Annotated in this window: 12 protein-coding genes; 10 read left to right on the top strand and 2 right to left on the bottom strand. The window is 41.2% G+C overall.

Features of this window, described 5'->3' with window-relative positions; genetic code table 11:
- Positions 1-166 precede the first annotated feature (166 nt).
- Complete coding sequence (locus MHN81_RS08585) at positions 167-1240, bottom strand: ketoacyl-ACP synthase III (RefSeq protein WP_239425531.1); 1074 nt, start codon at positions 1238-1240, stop codon at positions 167-169.
- 138 nt (positions 1241-1378) lie between these two features.
- Between MHN81_RS08585 and MHN81_RS08580 the strand changes: the two genes are divergently transcribed.
- The 10 genes from MHN81_RS08580 to MHN81_RS08535 all read left to right on the top strand — a co-directional run bounded on the left by MHN81_RS08580 (position 1379) and on the right by MHN81_RS08535 (position 12970).
- Complete coding sequence (locus MHN81_RS08580; protein WP_023397898.1) at positions 1379-1777, top strand: DUF4440 domain-containing protein; 399 nt, start codon at positions 1379-1381, stop codon at positions 1775-1777.
- Between the two features lie 79 nt (positions 1778-1856).
- Positions 1857-3092 (top strand): ATP-binding protein, encoded by a 1236-nt coding sequence (locus MHN81_RS08575; protein ID WP_023397897.1) that lies wholly within the window; start codon positions 1857-1859, stop codon positions 3090-3092.
- Positions 3089-3610 (top strand): response regulator, encoded by a 522-nt coding sequence (locus MHN81_RS08570; RefSeq protein WP_239425530.1) that lies wholly within the window; start codon positions 3089-3091, stop codon positions 3608-3610. Before MHN81_RS08575 ends, MHN81_RS08570 begins: the two co-directional genes overlap by 4 nt.
- A gap of 61 nt (positions 3611-3671) precedes the next feature.
- Positions 3672-4091, top strand: coding sequence for a DUF1761 domain-containing protein (locus MHN81_RS08565; protein WP_239425529.1), 420 nt, complete (start codon positions 3672-3674; stop codon positions 4089-4091).
- Positions 4092-4343, top strand: a complete 252-nt coding sequence (locus MHN81_RS08560; RefSeq protein ID WP_023397894.1) for a hypothetical protein — start codon at positions 4092-4094, stop codon at positions 4341-4343.
- Between the two features lie 154 nt (positions 4344-4497).
- Positions 4498-4758, top strand: coding sequence for a hypothetical protein (locus MHN81_RS08555; protein ID WP_023397893.1), 261 nt, complete (start codon positions 4498-4500; stop codon positions 4756-4758).
- A gap of 134 nt (positions 4759-4892) precedes the next feature.
- Positions 4893-6884, top strand: a complete 1992-nt coding sequence (locus MHN81_RS08550) for a TonB-dependent receptor (protein ID WP_239425528.1) — start codon at positions 4893-4895, stop codon at positions 6882-6884.
- A gap of 693 nt (positions 6885-7577) precedes the next feature.
- Positions 7578-9749 carry a pre-peptidase C-terminal domain-containing protein gene (locus tag MHN81_RS08545; protein WP_239425527.1) on the top strand — a complete coding sequence of 724 codons (2172 nt, stop codon included), beginning with the start codon at positions 7578-7580 and terminating at the stop codon, positions 9747-9749.
- Between the two features lie 62 nt (positions 9750-9811).
- On the top strand, positions 9812-11332 hold the full coding sequence (locus MHN81_RS08540) for a M28 family metallopeptidase (protein ID WP_239425526.1): 1521 nt from the start codon (positions 9812-9814) through the stop codon (positions 11330-11332).
- Between the two features lie 183 nt (positions 11333-11515).
- The gene (locus MHN81_RS08535; protein WP_023397888.1) at positions 11516-12970 is read left to right on the top strand and encodes a DASS family sodium-coupled anion symporter; all 1455 of its coding nucleotides are present in this window, start codon (positions 11516-11518) and stop codon (positions 12968-12970) included.
- 628 nt (positions 12971-13598) lie between these two features.
- On the opposite strand, the gene MHN81_RS08530 is transcribed toward MHN81_RS08535, so the two are convergent.
- On the bottom strand, positions 13599-15596 hold the full coding sequence (locus MHN81_RS08530; RefSeq protein ID WP_023397887.1) for a hypothetical protein: 1998 nt from the start codon (positions 15594-15596) through the stop codon (positions 13599-13601).
- Between the last annotated feature and the right edge of the window lie 386 nt (positions 15597-15982).

Raw genomic sequence — 15982 nt, 5'->3', positions numbered from 1 at the left:
GAGTTCTCGTCTTTAAAATTAGTTAGATAGGCATTATTTTTGATGGTTTTCAGTGACCTGTGACATGTTTTTAGCGAACACACATTTTTGCTGTATGGGTTGTATTTTAACAGCTATTTAGGGGTATATCGAGCAGCAACCTTGGGCTGCTGCTGGTTAGATTAGGTTAATCGGTATTTTGGCAAGCTAGCACCGCGTCATTGACTAGCTCGAGGCCGGTTTTTTCGCACTCTGGAAAGGTATAATCAGACGTTGAGATTGGCGTGACTCGCTCACCCCAGCGAATATAACTGGCAGCCCAAGTTAGTCCAGCCCCAAACGCCGCAGACATAATGTTTGCATGTGGCTTTACCATACCTTGTTCCACCGCTTCACACAGGGCTATGGCAATAGTAGCTGCCGAAGTATTACCGTAGTGATTGATGTTGACCATGACTCTTTCATCTTCAATGTCGAGCTTTTTCTGAATCGCTTGAATGATCCTTAAATTAGCTTGGTGCGGAATAAGTACGTCAATATCATCAAGATTTAAATTTGCCTTTAGCATTACATCGTCGCAGGCAATGCTCATGCCAGTGACAGCGCGCTTGAATATTTCTCTACCTTCGAAAAGTAGATCCGATGGGCCAACAGCTTCATACTTATTTAAATCGGTGCCATAGTTGGTAATATGTAAAATATCACGATCTTCAGTGTCACAGCCTGTTTTTGTGCCCATTAGACCGCTTGGTTCATCGCTCGCTTCTAAAATGACTGCACCTGCGCCGTCACCAAATAACACCGCACTGTCTCGTTTTGCCCAATTTACATACCAAGTCATGCGTTCAGCTGCAACGACGACTGCTTTTTTGATCATACCAGCTTGTATTTGCGCAGTCGCATTTTGTAACGCATAGAGAAAGCCTGAGCATGCTGCGTTGGTATCACAGGCCGCGGCACCGGAAGCGCCAATGTTTTTTTGAACTAATGATGCAGTATTTGCAACCATTGTTGAGGGAGTGCAAGTAGCAAGCAATACTAAATCAATGTCTTTTCCATCGATACCTGCGCAGGCCAGTGCTTGTTTACTGGCAATAGTCGCAAGCTCGGCAGTACTAACATGGCTGACGCGACGGGATTTTATACCAGTCCTTGTAGTGATCCATTCGTCATTGGTATCAACAATGTTACTGATTTCGTCATTGCTGATGGAAGCAGGTGGTATCGCTTTTCCCCAACCTGTAATTTTTGCATATATCATAGAGTCTCTTTATCAAATCCGACCACTTGGTGAGTTGCATATTTATAACAAACTATTGATTTACACACAAAGAATACCTTGTTGATTTAGTGTAATTGACTAGAATTAGGTGAGAAACAGGTCAAATATCAGCTGTTTATGATCCGAAAAATCACTCAGGAACTACTTGATGAACTTATCGCGTTAGAACGACTTCTGCTCGAGCCGCATGTGAGAGAATCAAAAGAAAGGCTATCCATGTTGTTGGATGACGATTTTTATGAAATATCGGCAAATGGCTTACTGTTTGATAAGCGGCATGTTCTGTCTCGGTTGCCCAGTGAAAAGGTGCCACAATTCTATAATCAGGACTTCCGCGGGCAAATGCTCAGTGACACATTAGCTCAGCTAACTTATCAAGCTGCGTATAGAAGAAATGCGTATAGTAATTTGCAATTTTCATTGCGGATGTCTCTTTGGCGGCAAAATAGCTCTGGTTGGCAATTACTGTTTCATCAAGGGACGCCTAGCCCTGAATTCTCGCTAAAATACGACTAAACATTGATTGCTACAAACGTTCTTTAAGTTGGTTCATCGATAGGGTAAAGTACGCATCATTTGTATTTAGGCGGACTCAATGGTTTTAGCGTTTTCTCCCCAATCGGCACTCGGCCAACTGTTGTTATTGCGCTCAATTGCGATCGTTTTACAACTCATTTTGGTGTTAATTTCAATCGTTTTATTGGACAAAAATATCCCGCACCAACCTGTATTTACAATTATTGCCTTAGAATCATTGTTTCAATTGTTCAGTATCATAATGTACCGCCGCAACAGAGAAATATCTGAGCGAGCAATGACGCTCCAGTTGGTGGCCGATATTGTCTTCTTGTCATTGTTGCTCTCTTTTTTGGGTGGGGCGAGTAACGCGTTTGTTTCATTGTTACTGTTGCCTTGCATAATTGCAGCGGTCACAGTGTCTATAGGGTACGTATTGTTCGTGTCTAGTAGTGCTTTGTTAGCATATGGATATTTGTATGTGGCAGTGACTATGCCAATGCATCACCATGGTATGCACATGGGAGAGCATTTACTGGGTATGTTTGTGAATTTTGTGTTCATGGTTGTGGTGACTGTAGGTGTTGTCGCTATTCTAGTAAAACGGATACGGGAGCGAGAGGCATTACTTGCAAAAACAAGAGAAAAGCAATTGCAACAAGAGCAACTATTGGCGCTGGGTAGTGCTGCTGCTCAAGTAACACATCAGTTAGCAACGCCAATCGCACATTTGAATTTGCTCTTGGAAGAACTCCAAGAAGATTTTCCTGAACATCCAGCTGTCGCAGAAATGAATTCACCAATATCCCAATGTCGGGTGCAACTAGAGGGCTTTAGGGCACAGACTGAGCTGCTGAAATTAAAACGTCAAGAGCAGTCTCAGTCGTCAAACTATGTCTTGGAGCAACTAGAGGAGTTGATGACGCTGCAATACCCAGAGCAGTCACTCACTATTTCTGAACAAACCTCGTCAGTTGATGTCAATGGGGATCCTATGCTTGTACCTGCTTTACTCAATCTTATTGTAAATGCAGCTAAGGCGAATGAACGTGCTGGCAAATTCAAGATTGAGCTGACAGCTTATGTCCGAAGAGGAAGTTGGCATTTGACGATTAAAGATCAAGGTAAAGGGATCGCACAACAAAAATTGGAAAACTTAGGCAAATTTGTGGTGGAGAGTGATACCGGGTTTGGTATGGCACTGCTGTTGACAAACGCAACCCTTGAGAGGGTAGACGGAGAGCTGCAACTAGAGAATTTGGATGAGGGTGGAGTTTTGTCTACCGTTGTATTACCGATAATAGGTGAACTATGAAATTATTGATCATTGAGGACGATGTGGCGTTTTCGAATACGCTCGCTCGTCGAATGTCTAAAATGGGGTTCGAATGCCAATGTGTCAATCAAGAGCAGTTTATATTGGACACGTGCAATGCGTTTTTGCCTCAGTATGTATTGCTGGACATGAAGTTGGAACACTCATCGGGGTTGCAGCATATCAAACAAATAAGAGCAGCGTTGCCGAAGTGCAAGCTGGTGTTATTGACAGGCTTTGCCAGTATCGCTACGGCCGTTGAAGCAATCAAGCTTGGCGCTGATGACTACTTAACTAAACCCGCCGATACTAAATTGATAGCCAAAAAACTACGTGGTGAAGATGTGGAGCTGGAAGATACATTTGAGTCGACAATGTCTCCCGAGCGGTTGGAGTGGGAGCATATTCAACAAACGCTGCAAGCTAACGATGGCAATGTTTCTGAGACCGCTCGTCAGCTAAATATGCACAGAAGAACACTACAACGAAAGTTACAAAAACGACCTGTCGCAAAGTAGTGGGTTGGGGCTAGACATTGCTCTATTGGTAGATTTTAACTAAATTGAAAATAGTGGAACAATGGGACAACAGCTAATGTATATATTCGAAGTAAATATAGTGGCAGTAGCGTTAGCTGCATTAAGCTCCTTTTTATTGGGAGGGTTGTGGTATTCGCCTTTGATGTTTCAACAGGCTTGGCTAGAAGGGGCTGGGCTCACTGAGCTTGATTTAAAAAGTGCAAATCATAAAGTTATTTTTTTGGGGTCGTTCCTGCTTTGTATTGTTGCATCAATTGGAGTGGCAGTTTTGGTTGGGAAAAGCCCTTCAGTGCTGGACACCATGGTGCTTGGATTATCGATAGGTGTCATCTTTGTTGCAACCTCTTTTGGTATTAGTTATTTGTTTGAGCAAAGGCCACTTAAATTATTTCTGGTGAATGCAGGTTATCACACGTTACAATTTACGCTCATAGGGTTTGTTGTTGGGAGTTTGAACTAAGTGGCTAAGCCAAATAAGAAAGGGCCTACCAGAACCGTAGATATTTTCTGTGCAAAGTGTAAAGCGAAATTATTTAAGTATAGGAAAGGAGGAAAAGGCAGTTTGATCAAATGTTTTGTAGAGCGAATTAGCGTAGACCACACAACTAATCAAACCCACTGTCCTCAGTGTGAGCAAGAGTTCTCCAGAAAGACACTGATCAGAGGCGCACCAGCGCTTAAAATTGTTGGCAATAAAGTTAGCTTTAAATAGCGCCTCCCTATATAAGGACAATTATCCTGTAACCGCAATCATGTTTTTAAGATAATCACAGAGTTTGTGCTGTTTCAACGATTGAAAGTCACCCTACCCATGGAAAAGGGCCAGCGTGTTTGGGTGAGTATCCACAAAAAATATGGACAAAAACATGATTGATATTTTATTTGACGTAATTGGTATGACAGGTACTTTTCTTGTAGTTGGTGCGTTTTTTTTACTGCAATTAGAAAAAGTCACGCCAGATGGCCTCAAATATAACCTCATGAACCTTTCTGGTGCAATATTGTTACTTATCAGTTTGTGCTACAACTTTAACTTGGCGAGCTTTGTAATTGAGCTATTCTGGATAGCGGCTTCTATGATCGGATTGTATAAGTATTTCAAGGCAAAGAAGTTACAGGCGGCATAAAACTTAAGTAAAAACTTGCACAGTTACATTTCATGCGTATTATTTAGTTGTATGAACGGTAACTGTGTAAGCAATATTTAGTGAATTAGTTCGCTTAAATTGAGCTTGTTGCGGTATCAGTAGTCAGGCTCAATATGAAAAAAACAGTCCCGCTTATTTTTATCTCGTTTTACAATTTAAATGTAATCGCTTCGCAAGAAGAGCTGTTTGAATTGAGCTTTGAAGAGCTACTGGATGTAAATATCACACTAGCCACCAAAACCGTAGAAACACCTACCACAGTTCCCTCTAGCACAACCGTTTTTAACCGCCAACATATTCAATTGCTCGGTGTGGCAAATGTATACGAATTAATGAATTTTGTCCCTGGAATGCAGTCTACCCGTGGAGATTGGGTTGGTGCTGTGCCAAAAGAGCACGCGAGAGGCATTTATTTAGATAGTGGTAATGTATTGGTCATGCTCAACGGTCAGAGGCTCAATGACGCATCATTTGGCAAGGCTTCTGTGTACGCACCGTTCATTCCAATTGAAGTCGTCGATAGAGTGGAGTTTATTCGAGGCCCTGGCTCTGCGCTTTATGGTAGCAACGCATTTTTGGGCGTGATGAACATAGTTACCAAAAAAAATGACAATCAGTTAATGGCTGCTGTGGGCAACAATGGCATGTATCAAGCAGCATTCAGCGCGCATCATGCTTTTGAAAATGGCTTAACGTTGCAGGCTAATACGTCGCTATATCGCGATGACGGACAAAAGTATTTTGACAGTGAGATTCGAGACCCGATCGATGGCCGATTTGTAGAAGTAGAACTTAATTGGCGCAATTGGCGGCTAGCTGTGCACAATACTGAGACCCGGTTGAATGAGTTTATTAATTTATCTGGTGAGTCTAGCGATAATGAACACACAAGCAGAAACTTGGGTTTACAGCTGGAGGTTCACTCAACTTGGCAAGACTCGATAAAAAATACAACTCGGCTCGACTTTATTAAACACGATATTAAAAATGCAGGCCTTATAGCCAGTGCAGAAGAGTTGCAATTAGCGAATGACTTTTTTGTTGGTCCACGATGGCAGTCAAGGGATATAACTCTAAATAGTGAAACAATTTATGAGTACAACGAGGCGTTAAACATTATAATTGGCGCTGAATATTCATGGGAAGAGCAATCACGCGCAGATGTTTATACTAACTACTATAACCCTCAAACCGGAGAGGTATTTGTAGATGAACCATATTATCTAGGTGGGATCCAAGTAATAAATGATTATCAGCCGTTTAATTCACTTGAGGCTGATTTTGATTCATATGCAGTGTACAGCCAAGTCAAGTATACGCTATCTGATTTCGTTACCGTGTTTACCGGGCTCAGATACGATAATGTTATTGATATTGATCGCAAACTGTCGCCAAGACTCGCGGTTATATATCAATTCAATCCAATTCATACTTTTAAGTTACAATACGGTGAAGCGTTTAGAGTACCGGTCAGTAATGAACTCAACTCTAATGATGAAGTGACCTTGGGTAACCCTGAGCTAAAAGCTGAGTACTTAAAAACAACAGAATTAGTATGGCATGCAAAAGATAACAACTGGCAATTCGACCTAGTTATTTTTGATAATGAATTAGAAGATTTTATCAACCTTATTCCTGTTGATGAGGCCCAGTCGCGCTTTACGTTTGATAATGTATTTGAAACAAGTATGCAAGGCTATGAATTCAGTGGTACTTTGCATATCAATGAAACAGCATGGCTTTCGGCTACATTTACGCAGTATATTGATCTCCCTTTTAATCCAAGTTACAAAAAGTTTGGCTCTGTGGTGTTTAACTATACTCAAGGTGACATTCAATACTCTCTGAACGGCATATGGCGAGATGGTGTTATAGTGGTGCCGGAAGTTTTTCCAGATGATCCCGAATTTTCGTCTTACAATCAACCGAGTCATTGGCTGCTCGGTGCGACGGTTAGCTGGAAGGTAGATAGCGAGCAGGGGGTTGCTCTACAGGTACAAAATATCTTTGACAAGTCCACCGATGCGTTTGATCCGAGGAGGTATGATGGTAGGGTGCCCCAAAGAGGAAGGCAAATAAGGTTGAGATACACTTACGAATTCTAACTTAGCGTTGTATGTGTTTTCATATCCTCAAGTTGTAGTATGTAGGTGATGTATATTTTGATAGGTTTTCCACCTAGACTGACCAACCAACAACAATTAGAAGTATGTTCAATTATTCGAAAGCTGATATAGAGTCTTGCTTTGAGGATTGTTGAGCAAAATTCACCAAACTAAGTTGATCTATACGGCTCTCACTGTATAAAGATTGGAGTTCGGCTGATATTTAAAATAAGAGATCACGTCTATCATAAGCAAATCTGCGCATTTAAAATTCTTTTATTCTAGCCAATATCGTCACCCATTGGGTTTAAACACGTATGTATAATCGTCTTAAACGTATACGCAGCATGAAATCGCGATAAGTTTATTTTAGACATATACCCCTATTAAATTGGTTTTACTTTTTCTTTCGTAGACAACTTGTGCTCTAAACAGTCACTGATTTAACGAAAATGCACTCTAATTGTAGTGTTTTATTTACATTTAAAGCGTGCTTAAGCGTTGTCGCCAAATTGAAATTTCTATAACTGGCTGAAAGTTATGATTAAAAATTGAATTGGTGTAAAAGTTTAATATATGTAAATTAATGGTTTATTTTTTGTTCCGTTTGGCTAGGCTCAATTGTGCACTCATGAAAAGGTGCACATTCGGACTAGTGCCGAATACAAAACACACACAATCAAGGAGCATAAAGTGAAACTACCTAAAATAACTAAAATATCTCTCGTCACATTGGCTGTATTAAGTTGCACAGCTGGTGCCGCGCAAAAGCAGTATTTAAATATTCAGAATAATTTAAATGTCATGTTGCAATCGGGCTCACCGAGTGTGTTGTCAACACCCGCTGCTCAATTAATAGGGCTCTCGACAACTGACTCTTTAAAAGTACTAAAAACGTTTAAACACAAAAATGGGTCAGTAACACATCGTTATCAACAAATGTATCAAGGACTCCCTGTCATTGGTGATACTGTAAGCTTGACGTTCGATGATCAGGGATTGTTCAAGCATGCTCACGGTGCTGCGGTATATGGTATTGAAGGAGACTTGTCTTCTGTTAAGCCAGGCTTGCAGCTAGCGCAAGCAAAATCAATGCTACATGCTAATCAATCAAGTACACAAGAAGCACTGCAAAAGTTCCACGGATCAGACCAACTCGGAGTTTGGATAGACAAGAACAATCAGGCTCGATTAGTGTATGAAGTGTCTTATGTAACTTATGGGGAATCACCATCTAGACCGTATCAGATCATTGATGCTAATACGGGTGAGTTACTGGTAAGCTATGACAATATTCAGCATGCAAATGCAACAGGTCCTGGTGGAAACCAAAAAACTGGGCGATACAACTATGGCACAGACTACGGTCATTTAGACGTCAGTCAATCAGGCAATACCTGTACAATGAACAATGCGAACGTTAAGACTATTCACCTTAACCATGGTAGCAGTGGCTCTAGTGCTCACTCCTTTACTTGCCCAGAAAATACGGTGAAAGAAATTAATGGTGCATATTCGCCGCTTAATGATGCGCACTATTTTGGTAACGTCGTTTTCAATATGTACAATGATTGGCTAGGCACTGCGCCACTCTCATTTCAACTACAAATGCGAGTGCATTATAGCAATAATTACGAAAACGCGTTTTGGGATGGGCGTTCGATGACATTTGGTGACGGCAAGGATAGATTTTATCCTTTAGTCAGCCTTGATGTGTCGGCGCATGAGGTCAGTCACGGGTTCACGGAGCAGAATTCAGGTCTTGTATACCGCAATAAGTCTGGTGGACTGAATGAAGCTTTTTCAGATATGGCAGGTGAGGCCGCTGAATTTTACATGAAAGGCAGCAATGATTGGCTTGTTGGGCAAGATATCTTCAAAGCGACCGGCGCGCTAAGATATATGAATGACCCGACGAAAGATGGCCGTTCAATTGATCATCAAAACAACTTTACTTCTGGCATGGATGTGCACCATTCATCAGGTGTTTTTAATAAAGCATTTTATAACTTAGCTACCACGACAGGGTGGGATACAAAGAAAGCATTTCTTGTAATGGCTAAGGCAAATCAAATGTATTGGACAGCGAGCACTGATTGGGATCTAGCTGGCAACGGAGTAATGGATGCTGCGTGTGACTTAGGTTATAACCCTGACGACGTTAAAGCTGCTTTGGCACAAGTCGGTGTAAATTCTCAATTGAGCTCCGGTAGCAATTGTGGCACTCCCCCAACGGACGAGGAAATAAGCAATGGCGTACCTCGCACTGGCATCAGTGGGGCTGCGAAGGCACAGCAATTTTTTGTGCTGAATGTACCAGCTGATGCGACCAACTTAAAATTCGAAACAGCTGGTGGCACCGGTGATGCTGACTTATACGTCAAGTTTGGTAGCAGACCCACATTACAAAGCTTCGATTGTAAGAGTACTTCGTCAACGAGCAACGAATCTTGTGCCATTAATACAGTTCAAGCTGGTACTTACTATGTGATGGTGGAAGCGTGGAACCAAATTTCTGGTGTGACGCTGACAGGTAGTTATTCAACAGGCGGTGGCTCAACGCCTCCAATTGATAGAACTGAAAGTAATATATCAGTTTCTAGTGGTCAGTGGGCAAGGTATACCCAATCTTTAAATGCGGGTTATTCAAATCTTACCGTTACAATTTCTGGTGGCAGCGGAGATGCAGATTTGTATGTTAACTTTGGTTCAGCCTCTTCCACTTCAACATATCAATGTCGCCCATACAAAAATGGCAACAGTGAATCATGTTCATTTACTAACCCCCAGGCAGGGACTTGGCACATAGATTTACGTGGTTATACAAGCGCAAGCGGTGTAACTCTAAATATCAAAGCCAACTAGTTAGTTCTTAATGATAGGCGACCTCGTGTCGCCTTCTCGCAAAGTCATGTAAAGGATACATTATGCGTACAAAAGCATTTATGTGTTTGTTGGCGTGCCTCTCACAGCCTAGTTTCTCAAGCGAACCATCTGAAAAAAAATGGATAACGTTAGGCGCACCAGCAAGTCAGCATTACCAATTAGAAAACTCTATTAAAGGGCGAGTATACCCACAGTCCACCACGAATAATGCCGAGGTGAACTTATTGCTATTAGATGAAGCAGAGCATGTTAATGTCAGTCATTTTATGCACGAAAACTATCATCGATGTGGTGGTTTTGTCGCTCATGAAAGTGAGCAAGAAGCCAAATCATACTTGAGCGCTTTGGCACATGCTCACGCAAATCAGCCTGAGCTAGCTTATACCATAGACAACCCACAAACCGTGCAAGCTCTGATGAGCAAAGTTTCATCAACAGGACTAGATAGCACCGTCAGTGCTATGACAGCATTTTACAACCGATATTACACTCAGCAGTCAGGCGTAGATGCCTCCAATTGGGTCAAACAGCATTGGACTGATTTGGCTCGTTCAAGAGCTGATATCACCGTAGAGTCCTACGGCCATTCGTGGGCGCAGCCGTCTGTCATTGTCACTATCCCTGGGAGTGAGTTAATTGATGAAATCGTGGTTATTGGTGGGCATTTGGATTCTATCAATGGCTCTAATCCGAGTGGGGGACGAGCGCCTGGTGCTGATGATAATGCATCTGGTATCGCGGTATTAAGTGAGGTGCTCAAAGCGATAGTCGAGACCAACTATAAACCCAAGCGAACCGTGCAAATTATGGGGTACGCTGCGGAAGAAGTGGGATTGAGAGGGTCAAAAGCAATTGCACAGGATTACAAGTCATCAGGGAAAAATGTCGTAGGCATGGCGCAATTTGATATGTCTGGACACAAAGGCGGCCAATATGACATTGTGCTCATTACTGACTATACCAACAGTGCCCAAAATACATTTATGAGCCAGCTAATAGATACATACTTGAGCACTATTAGCTATGGCTATGATAGATGTGGCTATGGTTGCTCAGATCATGCATCTTGGTATCAACAAGGGTTTCCTGCGTCATTTCCCTTTGAATCTCGTATGAGAGAGTCAAATCGTTTGATCCACTCTTCAAACGATACGGAATATAATGCAGAGCACTCTTTAAATTTTGCCAAGTTGGCCAGTGCTTATGTCGCTGAGCTGGCAAAAACCGCAGGTAGTACACCACCTCCACCCACAGATCCAACACCAATACAAAAAACATTTACCGATGTAAGTGTTGAGTCTGGGCAATGGTGGCGTACTAATTTACCAATCGGTAGTGGCTACAAAGAGCTCAAAGTGACCATTTCAGGCGGTTCCGGCGATGCCGATCTGTATGTGAACTTTGGTAGTCAATCAACGACGTCTCAATATCGCTGTCGTCCATATCGTTATGGAAACAATGAAGTTTGCACATTGTCATTGCCAGAAGCGGGGACCTGGTACTTTGACTTGCGTGGTTATACGCAGGCATCTGGCGTAACGCTTAAAATTACTGCCAACTAAAAATGTAAGCCTAGGCCGCTGTATTCATAGAGTGCAGCGGTCTATTTTTGATTACTGGTATAACTATATAGTGAGCAAAAGCTTGCTTTTATGTTGCCTAAGGCTTTTGGTGTCTTGTAGATTACAGCATGCTCATTCATACTGCCTCCTTAATTAGCATTCATAATTACAAAAAATTGATAAATGACGGATACAATGGTTAAAGGCAGTTCCCTATACAATAAGTTGTGGCTATTTTTAGGCCCTTTTCTTTTTCTACTAACATGCTTCACTCAAAGCCCTGAAGGTTTGTCAGAACAAGGCTGGCGTACTGCTGGTCTTGCCATGTGGCTGGCGGTTTGGTGGGTGAGCGAAACGGTGCCAATTCCAGTAACTTCACTAGTGCCTCTACTAGCAGTGCCTTTGGCGGGTATCAATGATATAAAAAGTACCTCATCAGCGTATGCTCACCCACTTATATTTCTGTTCTTAGGTGGCTTTTTAATTTCCATTGCGATGGAAAAGTCTCAGTTACATAAACGAATTGCACTGCAAACCATGTTGAAAAGTGGTACAAATCCCAAGTATCAAGTTCTCGCAATGATGTTAGTCAGTGGTTTTTTGTCTATGTGGATCAATAACACTGCGACAACTTTGATGTTGTTACCCATTGCATTGTCTGTTATTCACGTTTTACAAAAAAATGGTGCGCACTGTGATAACTACGCAAAAGCATTGTTATTGGCTATTGCTTATAGTGCCAGTTTAGGCGGCGTAGGAACTATTATAGGCACTGCGCCTAATGCGTTAATGGTTGCGTATTTATGGGACAACCATCAAATACAAATTGGCTTTGGTCAATGGATGATTGTGGCTGTGCCATTTACATTTGGGATGATTATCTTATGTTGGTTATGGCTTACAAAGTTTGCATTTAAACTTGCACCACAGCAAAACAATACTGAAATGACTGAGATATTCTCTGCTCAGTTGAGCGATCAAGGATCGATGTCAATCGCTGAAAAAAATGTTATGTATGTATTTTTGTTTGCAGTATTTGGTTGGTTGTTAAGACCCTACTTGCAAACTTGGACTGGTTTAAATATCACAGATACCGGGATTGCGGTTGCTGCCTCAATCCTGTTGTTTGTGTTGCCAGCTGACAAACAAGGTGAGCAAAAGGTAATGGATTGGCCAGCCGCAAAAGAAGTACCCTGGGGGATCTTATTACTCTTTGGTGGCGGTCTAACCTTAGCCAGTCAGATCAAGGGATCAGGGCTGGCTGAATATATTGCGAATTTACTTGCAGGTGCCAGCGCTATTCCACTTGTATTGAGTGTTATTGCGGTCGCTGCTCTAATCACTTTCTTAACTGAATTAACCAGTAATACGGCAACCGCTGCAGGCTTTTTACCATTACTTGGCCCTGTTGCAGAACAGGTTACTGGCACACCTTTAATATGGATAATCCCTGCTGCAATGGCGGCCAGTTGTGCCTTTATGATGCCCGTTGCTACACCGCCTAATGCGATTGTTTTTGGTTCTGGAGAGATCAAAATTAAAGACATGATCAAAGCTGGATTTGTAATGAACCTTATAGCAATAGCAATACTGAGCATTCTGACATTAACAGTTGCTCGTTGGGTGTTTGTATTCTAGTTAACGAAATCATGTACCAAGCTGTTCAGTTTTGAGGAGCTTGGCCCTTCTTTTTAAGTCATAAAACTCACCATTTTTGTTGCTCCTTATGCAATTCATCAGCTAAGTCTGTTTGTTGCCAACCATGTAAAATACCGAACTTTCTCCCATTGTAACTAGGTCGATACACCAAAGGTTTTAGGAGATCTTTAATACAGGCAACTTGTTTAATTATTGACGGAGCCGCAGTCCATCGTAATTTTAAATATAGGGAGTGCTGCAATATAGCTTTGATAAACATGTCGTGAATATAGGGGTTGATAGTGCCGCCTCATATCGTTAGTTAGTCATATAATGCAATGTGGCCACAAGTCAGTACCAGTCACCAATTTGAGAGTTAGCCACATACACTATAGGCTGCTCGCTTGGGATTAAAATTCTATAAAATATGAGAACGAGATACATCTGTCACGCTACATGTAAGTGGTTTACGCGGATTTAATAAGCTTTATTGGACGGGTTGTAATTAGGTAATCTGCTTAATCTCGGTGGTAGCACATAGAGTGTATTGCTATTAGATATGAACACTGAAATTATACTCATAAAAAAGGGCTTGGTTAACACCAAGCCCTTTTTAAATACTTCAAGTTTATTGAACTGGTAACTCTAGAGTACCTGTGACCACATCTTTACTGTCTTTCAGTTGGTAGCTGTAGTTGATAGTAATTGAGCTCTTGTCGCCTTCTTTGTTGTCGTCCAAATGTAGACCTAGATCGGTATAACTAATTGATCTATAGCCACTTTCCGCTGATCCACCGGCAGTGAAATGGCCATTACGCTCTTCATTGCGAGCTATTTTTGCTAGGAACGATGTGTGATGGTTACTCCAGCCGTCGCCAATAACAATCTCTGTATTAGGATCACTGATAACAGTCTCTACATTGTTATGTGTATATTTAACAACTTCAAAGCTTAACTTTTCTACCAAGTACAAGTGCTTTGGTAAAACGAATCTAACGTAGCCATCGTAGTCCCATGCCCAAGTATCGTCAACACCTGCTGAGTTTTTAGCGACAATTGGCTTGCCATTTGTAGTGTAGTTAAAGTTATCGGCTGTTAGCTCATTGATATCGAAAACAGCGTTACTAACTGGTAAGTTATACTCTCTGTTGAAGCCAAGCTGCTCAGTTTTACCTGAGATAGTATTGGTAACCTCATCGATAGACACTCGGTATCTATAGTTTGTTGTCACTTCTGTTTTTGGTGTGATGGTAATACGTGTATTGTCTAAGTCTAACGTAAGGTCATGTTCAACAACAGTTTCAACAGTATTCAATGTAGTAGAACCATCTTTCGATTCTAAAACGTGATTTACAGCCATTGCTTGAACGTTAGCTGCTGCGACTTCAACAGGTACGTTTAAGTATAGCTGTACGTCGTTGTCAACAGTATCTTTTGCATCAACAGTCGCAATCCTTGACACTGAAGACTCGCTTACTTCATCGCTGTGTAGGTGAACAACCAAGTTTAAAGTGTTGTTCGACAGCTCAACTGGAGCATGGGTATTACCATTATATACGTCGTATGCAGAAAGAGCTGTGTTGTAGCTAATTTCAACGTTTGCACTGCTGTAAACTAGGTCATCTTTTTGAAAACCCGGAATAACAAGACTTAAGCGATTAAAGAAATTAGCGTCTAGATCATACTGCTTTGTTTCTTCGTTATAAGTCGCGTACTTCTCACCACGGTCATTATCATTCGCAAATACGCGCTTAACCTCAACCGCATTACCTTCTTCGTCAAGGACAGTAAGTGCAATGCTAAATTCATGGGTGTTCAGTGCTGTCATGTACATGACATCTATTGAGTCAATTAATTTGGCTTCTGAAAGTTGAATTTCGCCATCACGACCTGAATAGTTACCTGATTCAGGAATGTAGTTATCGTTACCGTCACCATTTAGGTCCGGGTTGTAGTATAAATCAACAGGCAAGTCTTTCGCTAACTGGATTACATAGACACCTTTCTCTTCGTTATACACAGCTTTAGTTGCGTAGGTATCTTTGACCATTTTTTCGAAGTTTTCTACGGTCCAGAAACGATCTAAATCGGTAACGTCATCTGCCCAAATAGTTAGGTTTTTAATTGCTTCGTTTGATTCTGAATCAAGAACTTTAATTTCTTTGGTATAGCCCTCTGATACTTCAAGGTTATACAGGTCAGCAGTTTGAACACCGTTGGCAACATTGCCTGTTGTTCTGGCTTTAAAGTGGCGAGTAAGGAATGCGCCGCTTTCACTAGAAACTTTTACAACGATGCTGCGTTGAGCAGGCAGGTTTGCAATATTGAATGAGCCGTCTTCAGCGACTGCCACGGCTTCCGTCCATGCATTGTCAACAAAAACGCTTACTTGTGCGTCAGCAGCAGAAACGCCTTCAGATACAGATACTACAGTACCTTTAATAGCTGCTGGTGCCTTAGCGTTTTCTTGTTGCTCTGTTAACAAGTCAATTTGTGTTTGCAATAGTTCATTTTGACTATTCAGCTGGTTTGAAATTTCTTTGTTACCATCATCTTCAACTTCTAAACAGCCTGTTAGAGCGAAACAAGTAGCTAAGCCAAGTGCGACTTTTGAATATTTAAACATTAATATCTTCCTGTATTAATTCATCACTTTGTTATCGGGTGAAATTAAAACATAAAACCATAGGAAAATATTCATATTGGGTATAAGTTCTACTATAAATTTGTTTGATTAATAATCGAATTATTATTTTCTCCCAATATAACAGGGATTAAGTAATGCATTTTTTTTGTAAATGAGAGTAAACAAGAAGGGGGGCTATCTTATTTTGATTGAAATATAGGCATAAATATCAATGCTTTATTTTTTTAGTTGTCTTTGTGGGATATGGCTTATTGGTTTTTTTAAAAATTGATGATCATGACTTTTAAATCTGTACTATTAATGAGCGCTGTATAACTTAGTTCTTTTCTATTGGTAGTATAGAATTCAATGTCATCAATTGCTTA

The sequence above is a fragment of the Pseudoalteromonas sp. Of7M-16 genome, assembly GCF_022347805.1.
In the GTDB taxonomy this organism is placed as follows: domain Bacteria; phylum Pseudomonadota; class Gammaproteobacteria; order Enterobacterales; family Alteromonadaceae; genus Pseudoalteromonas; species Pseudoalteromonas luteoviolacea_F.
The sequence above is the reverse complement of the archived record's forward strand: the minus strand, read 5'-3'. Positions and strand labels throughout refer to the sequence as shown.

What these genes read in the sequence shown, in the direction of transcription:
- MHN81_RS08585 (WP_239425531.1), bottom strand. Translation starts at nt 1,240, where the DNA reads ATGATATATGCAAAAATTACAGGTTGGGGAAAAGCGATACCACCTGCT.
- MHN81_RS08580 (WP_023397898.1), top strand. Translation starts at nt 1,379, where the DNA reads ATGATCCGAAAAATCACTCAGGAACTACTTGATGAACTTATCGCGTTA.
- MHN81_RS08575 (WP_023397897.1), top strand. Translation starts at nt 1,857, where the DNA reads ATGGTTTTAGCGTTTTCTCCCCAATCGGCACTCGGCCAACTGTTGTTA.
- MHN81_RS08570 (WP_239425530.1), top strand. Translation starts at nt 3,089, where the DNA reads ATGAAATTATTGATCATTGAGGACGATGTGGCGTTTTCGAATACGCTC.
- MHN81_RS08565 (WP_239425529.1), top strand. Translation starts at nt 3,672, where the DNA reads ATGGGACAACAGCTAATGTATATATTCGAAGTAAATATAGTGGCAGTA.
- MHN81_RS08555 (WP_023397893.1), top strand. Translation starts at nt 4,498, where the DNA reads ATGATTGATATTTTATTTGACGTAATTGGTATGACAGGTACTTTTCTT.
- MHN81_RS08550 (WP_239425528.1), top strand. Translation starts at nt 4,893, where the DNA reads ATGAAAAAAACAGTCCCGCTTATTTTTATCTCGTTTTACAATTTAAAT.
- MHN81_RS08540 (WP_239425526.1), top strand. Translation starts at nt 9,812, where the DNA reads ATGCGTACAAAAGCATTTATGTGTTTGTTGGCGTGCCTCTCACAGCCT.
- MHN81_RS08535 (WP_023397888.1), top strand. Translation starts at nt 11,516, where the DNA reads ATGACGGATACAATGGTTAAAGGCAGTTCCCTATACAATAAGTTGTGG.
- MHN81_RS08530 (WP_023397887.1), bottom strand. Translation starts at nt 15,596, where the DNA reads ATGTTTAAATATTCAAAAGTCGCACTTGGCTTAGCTACTTGTTTCGCT.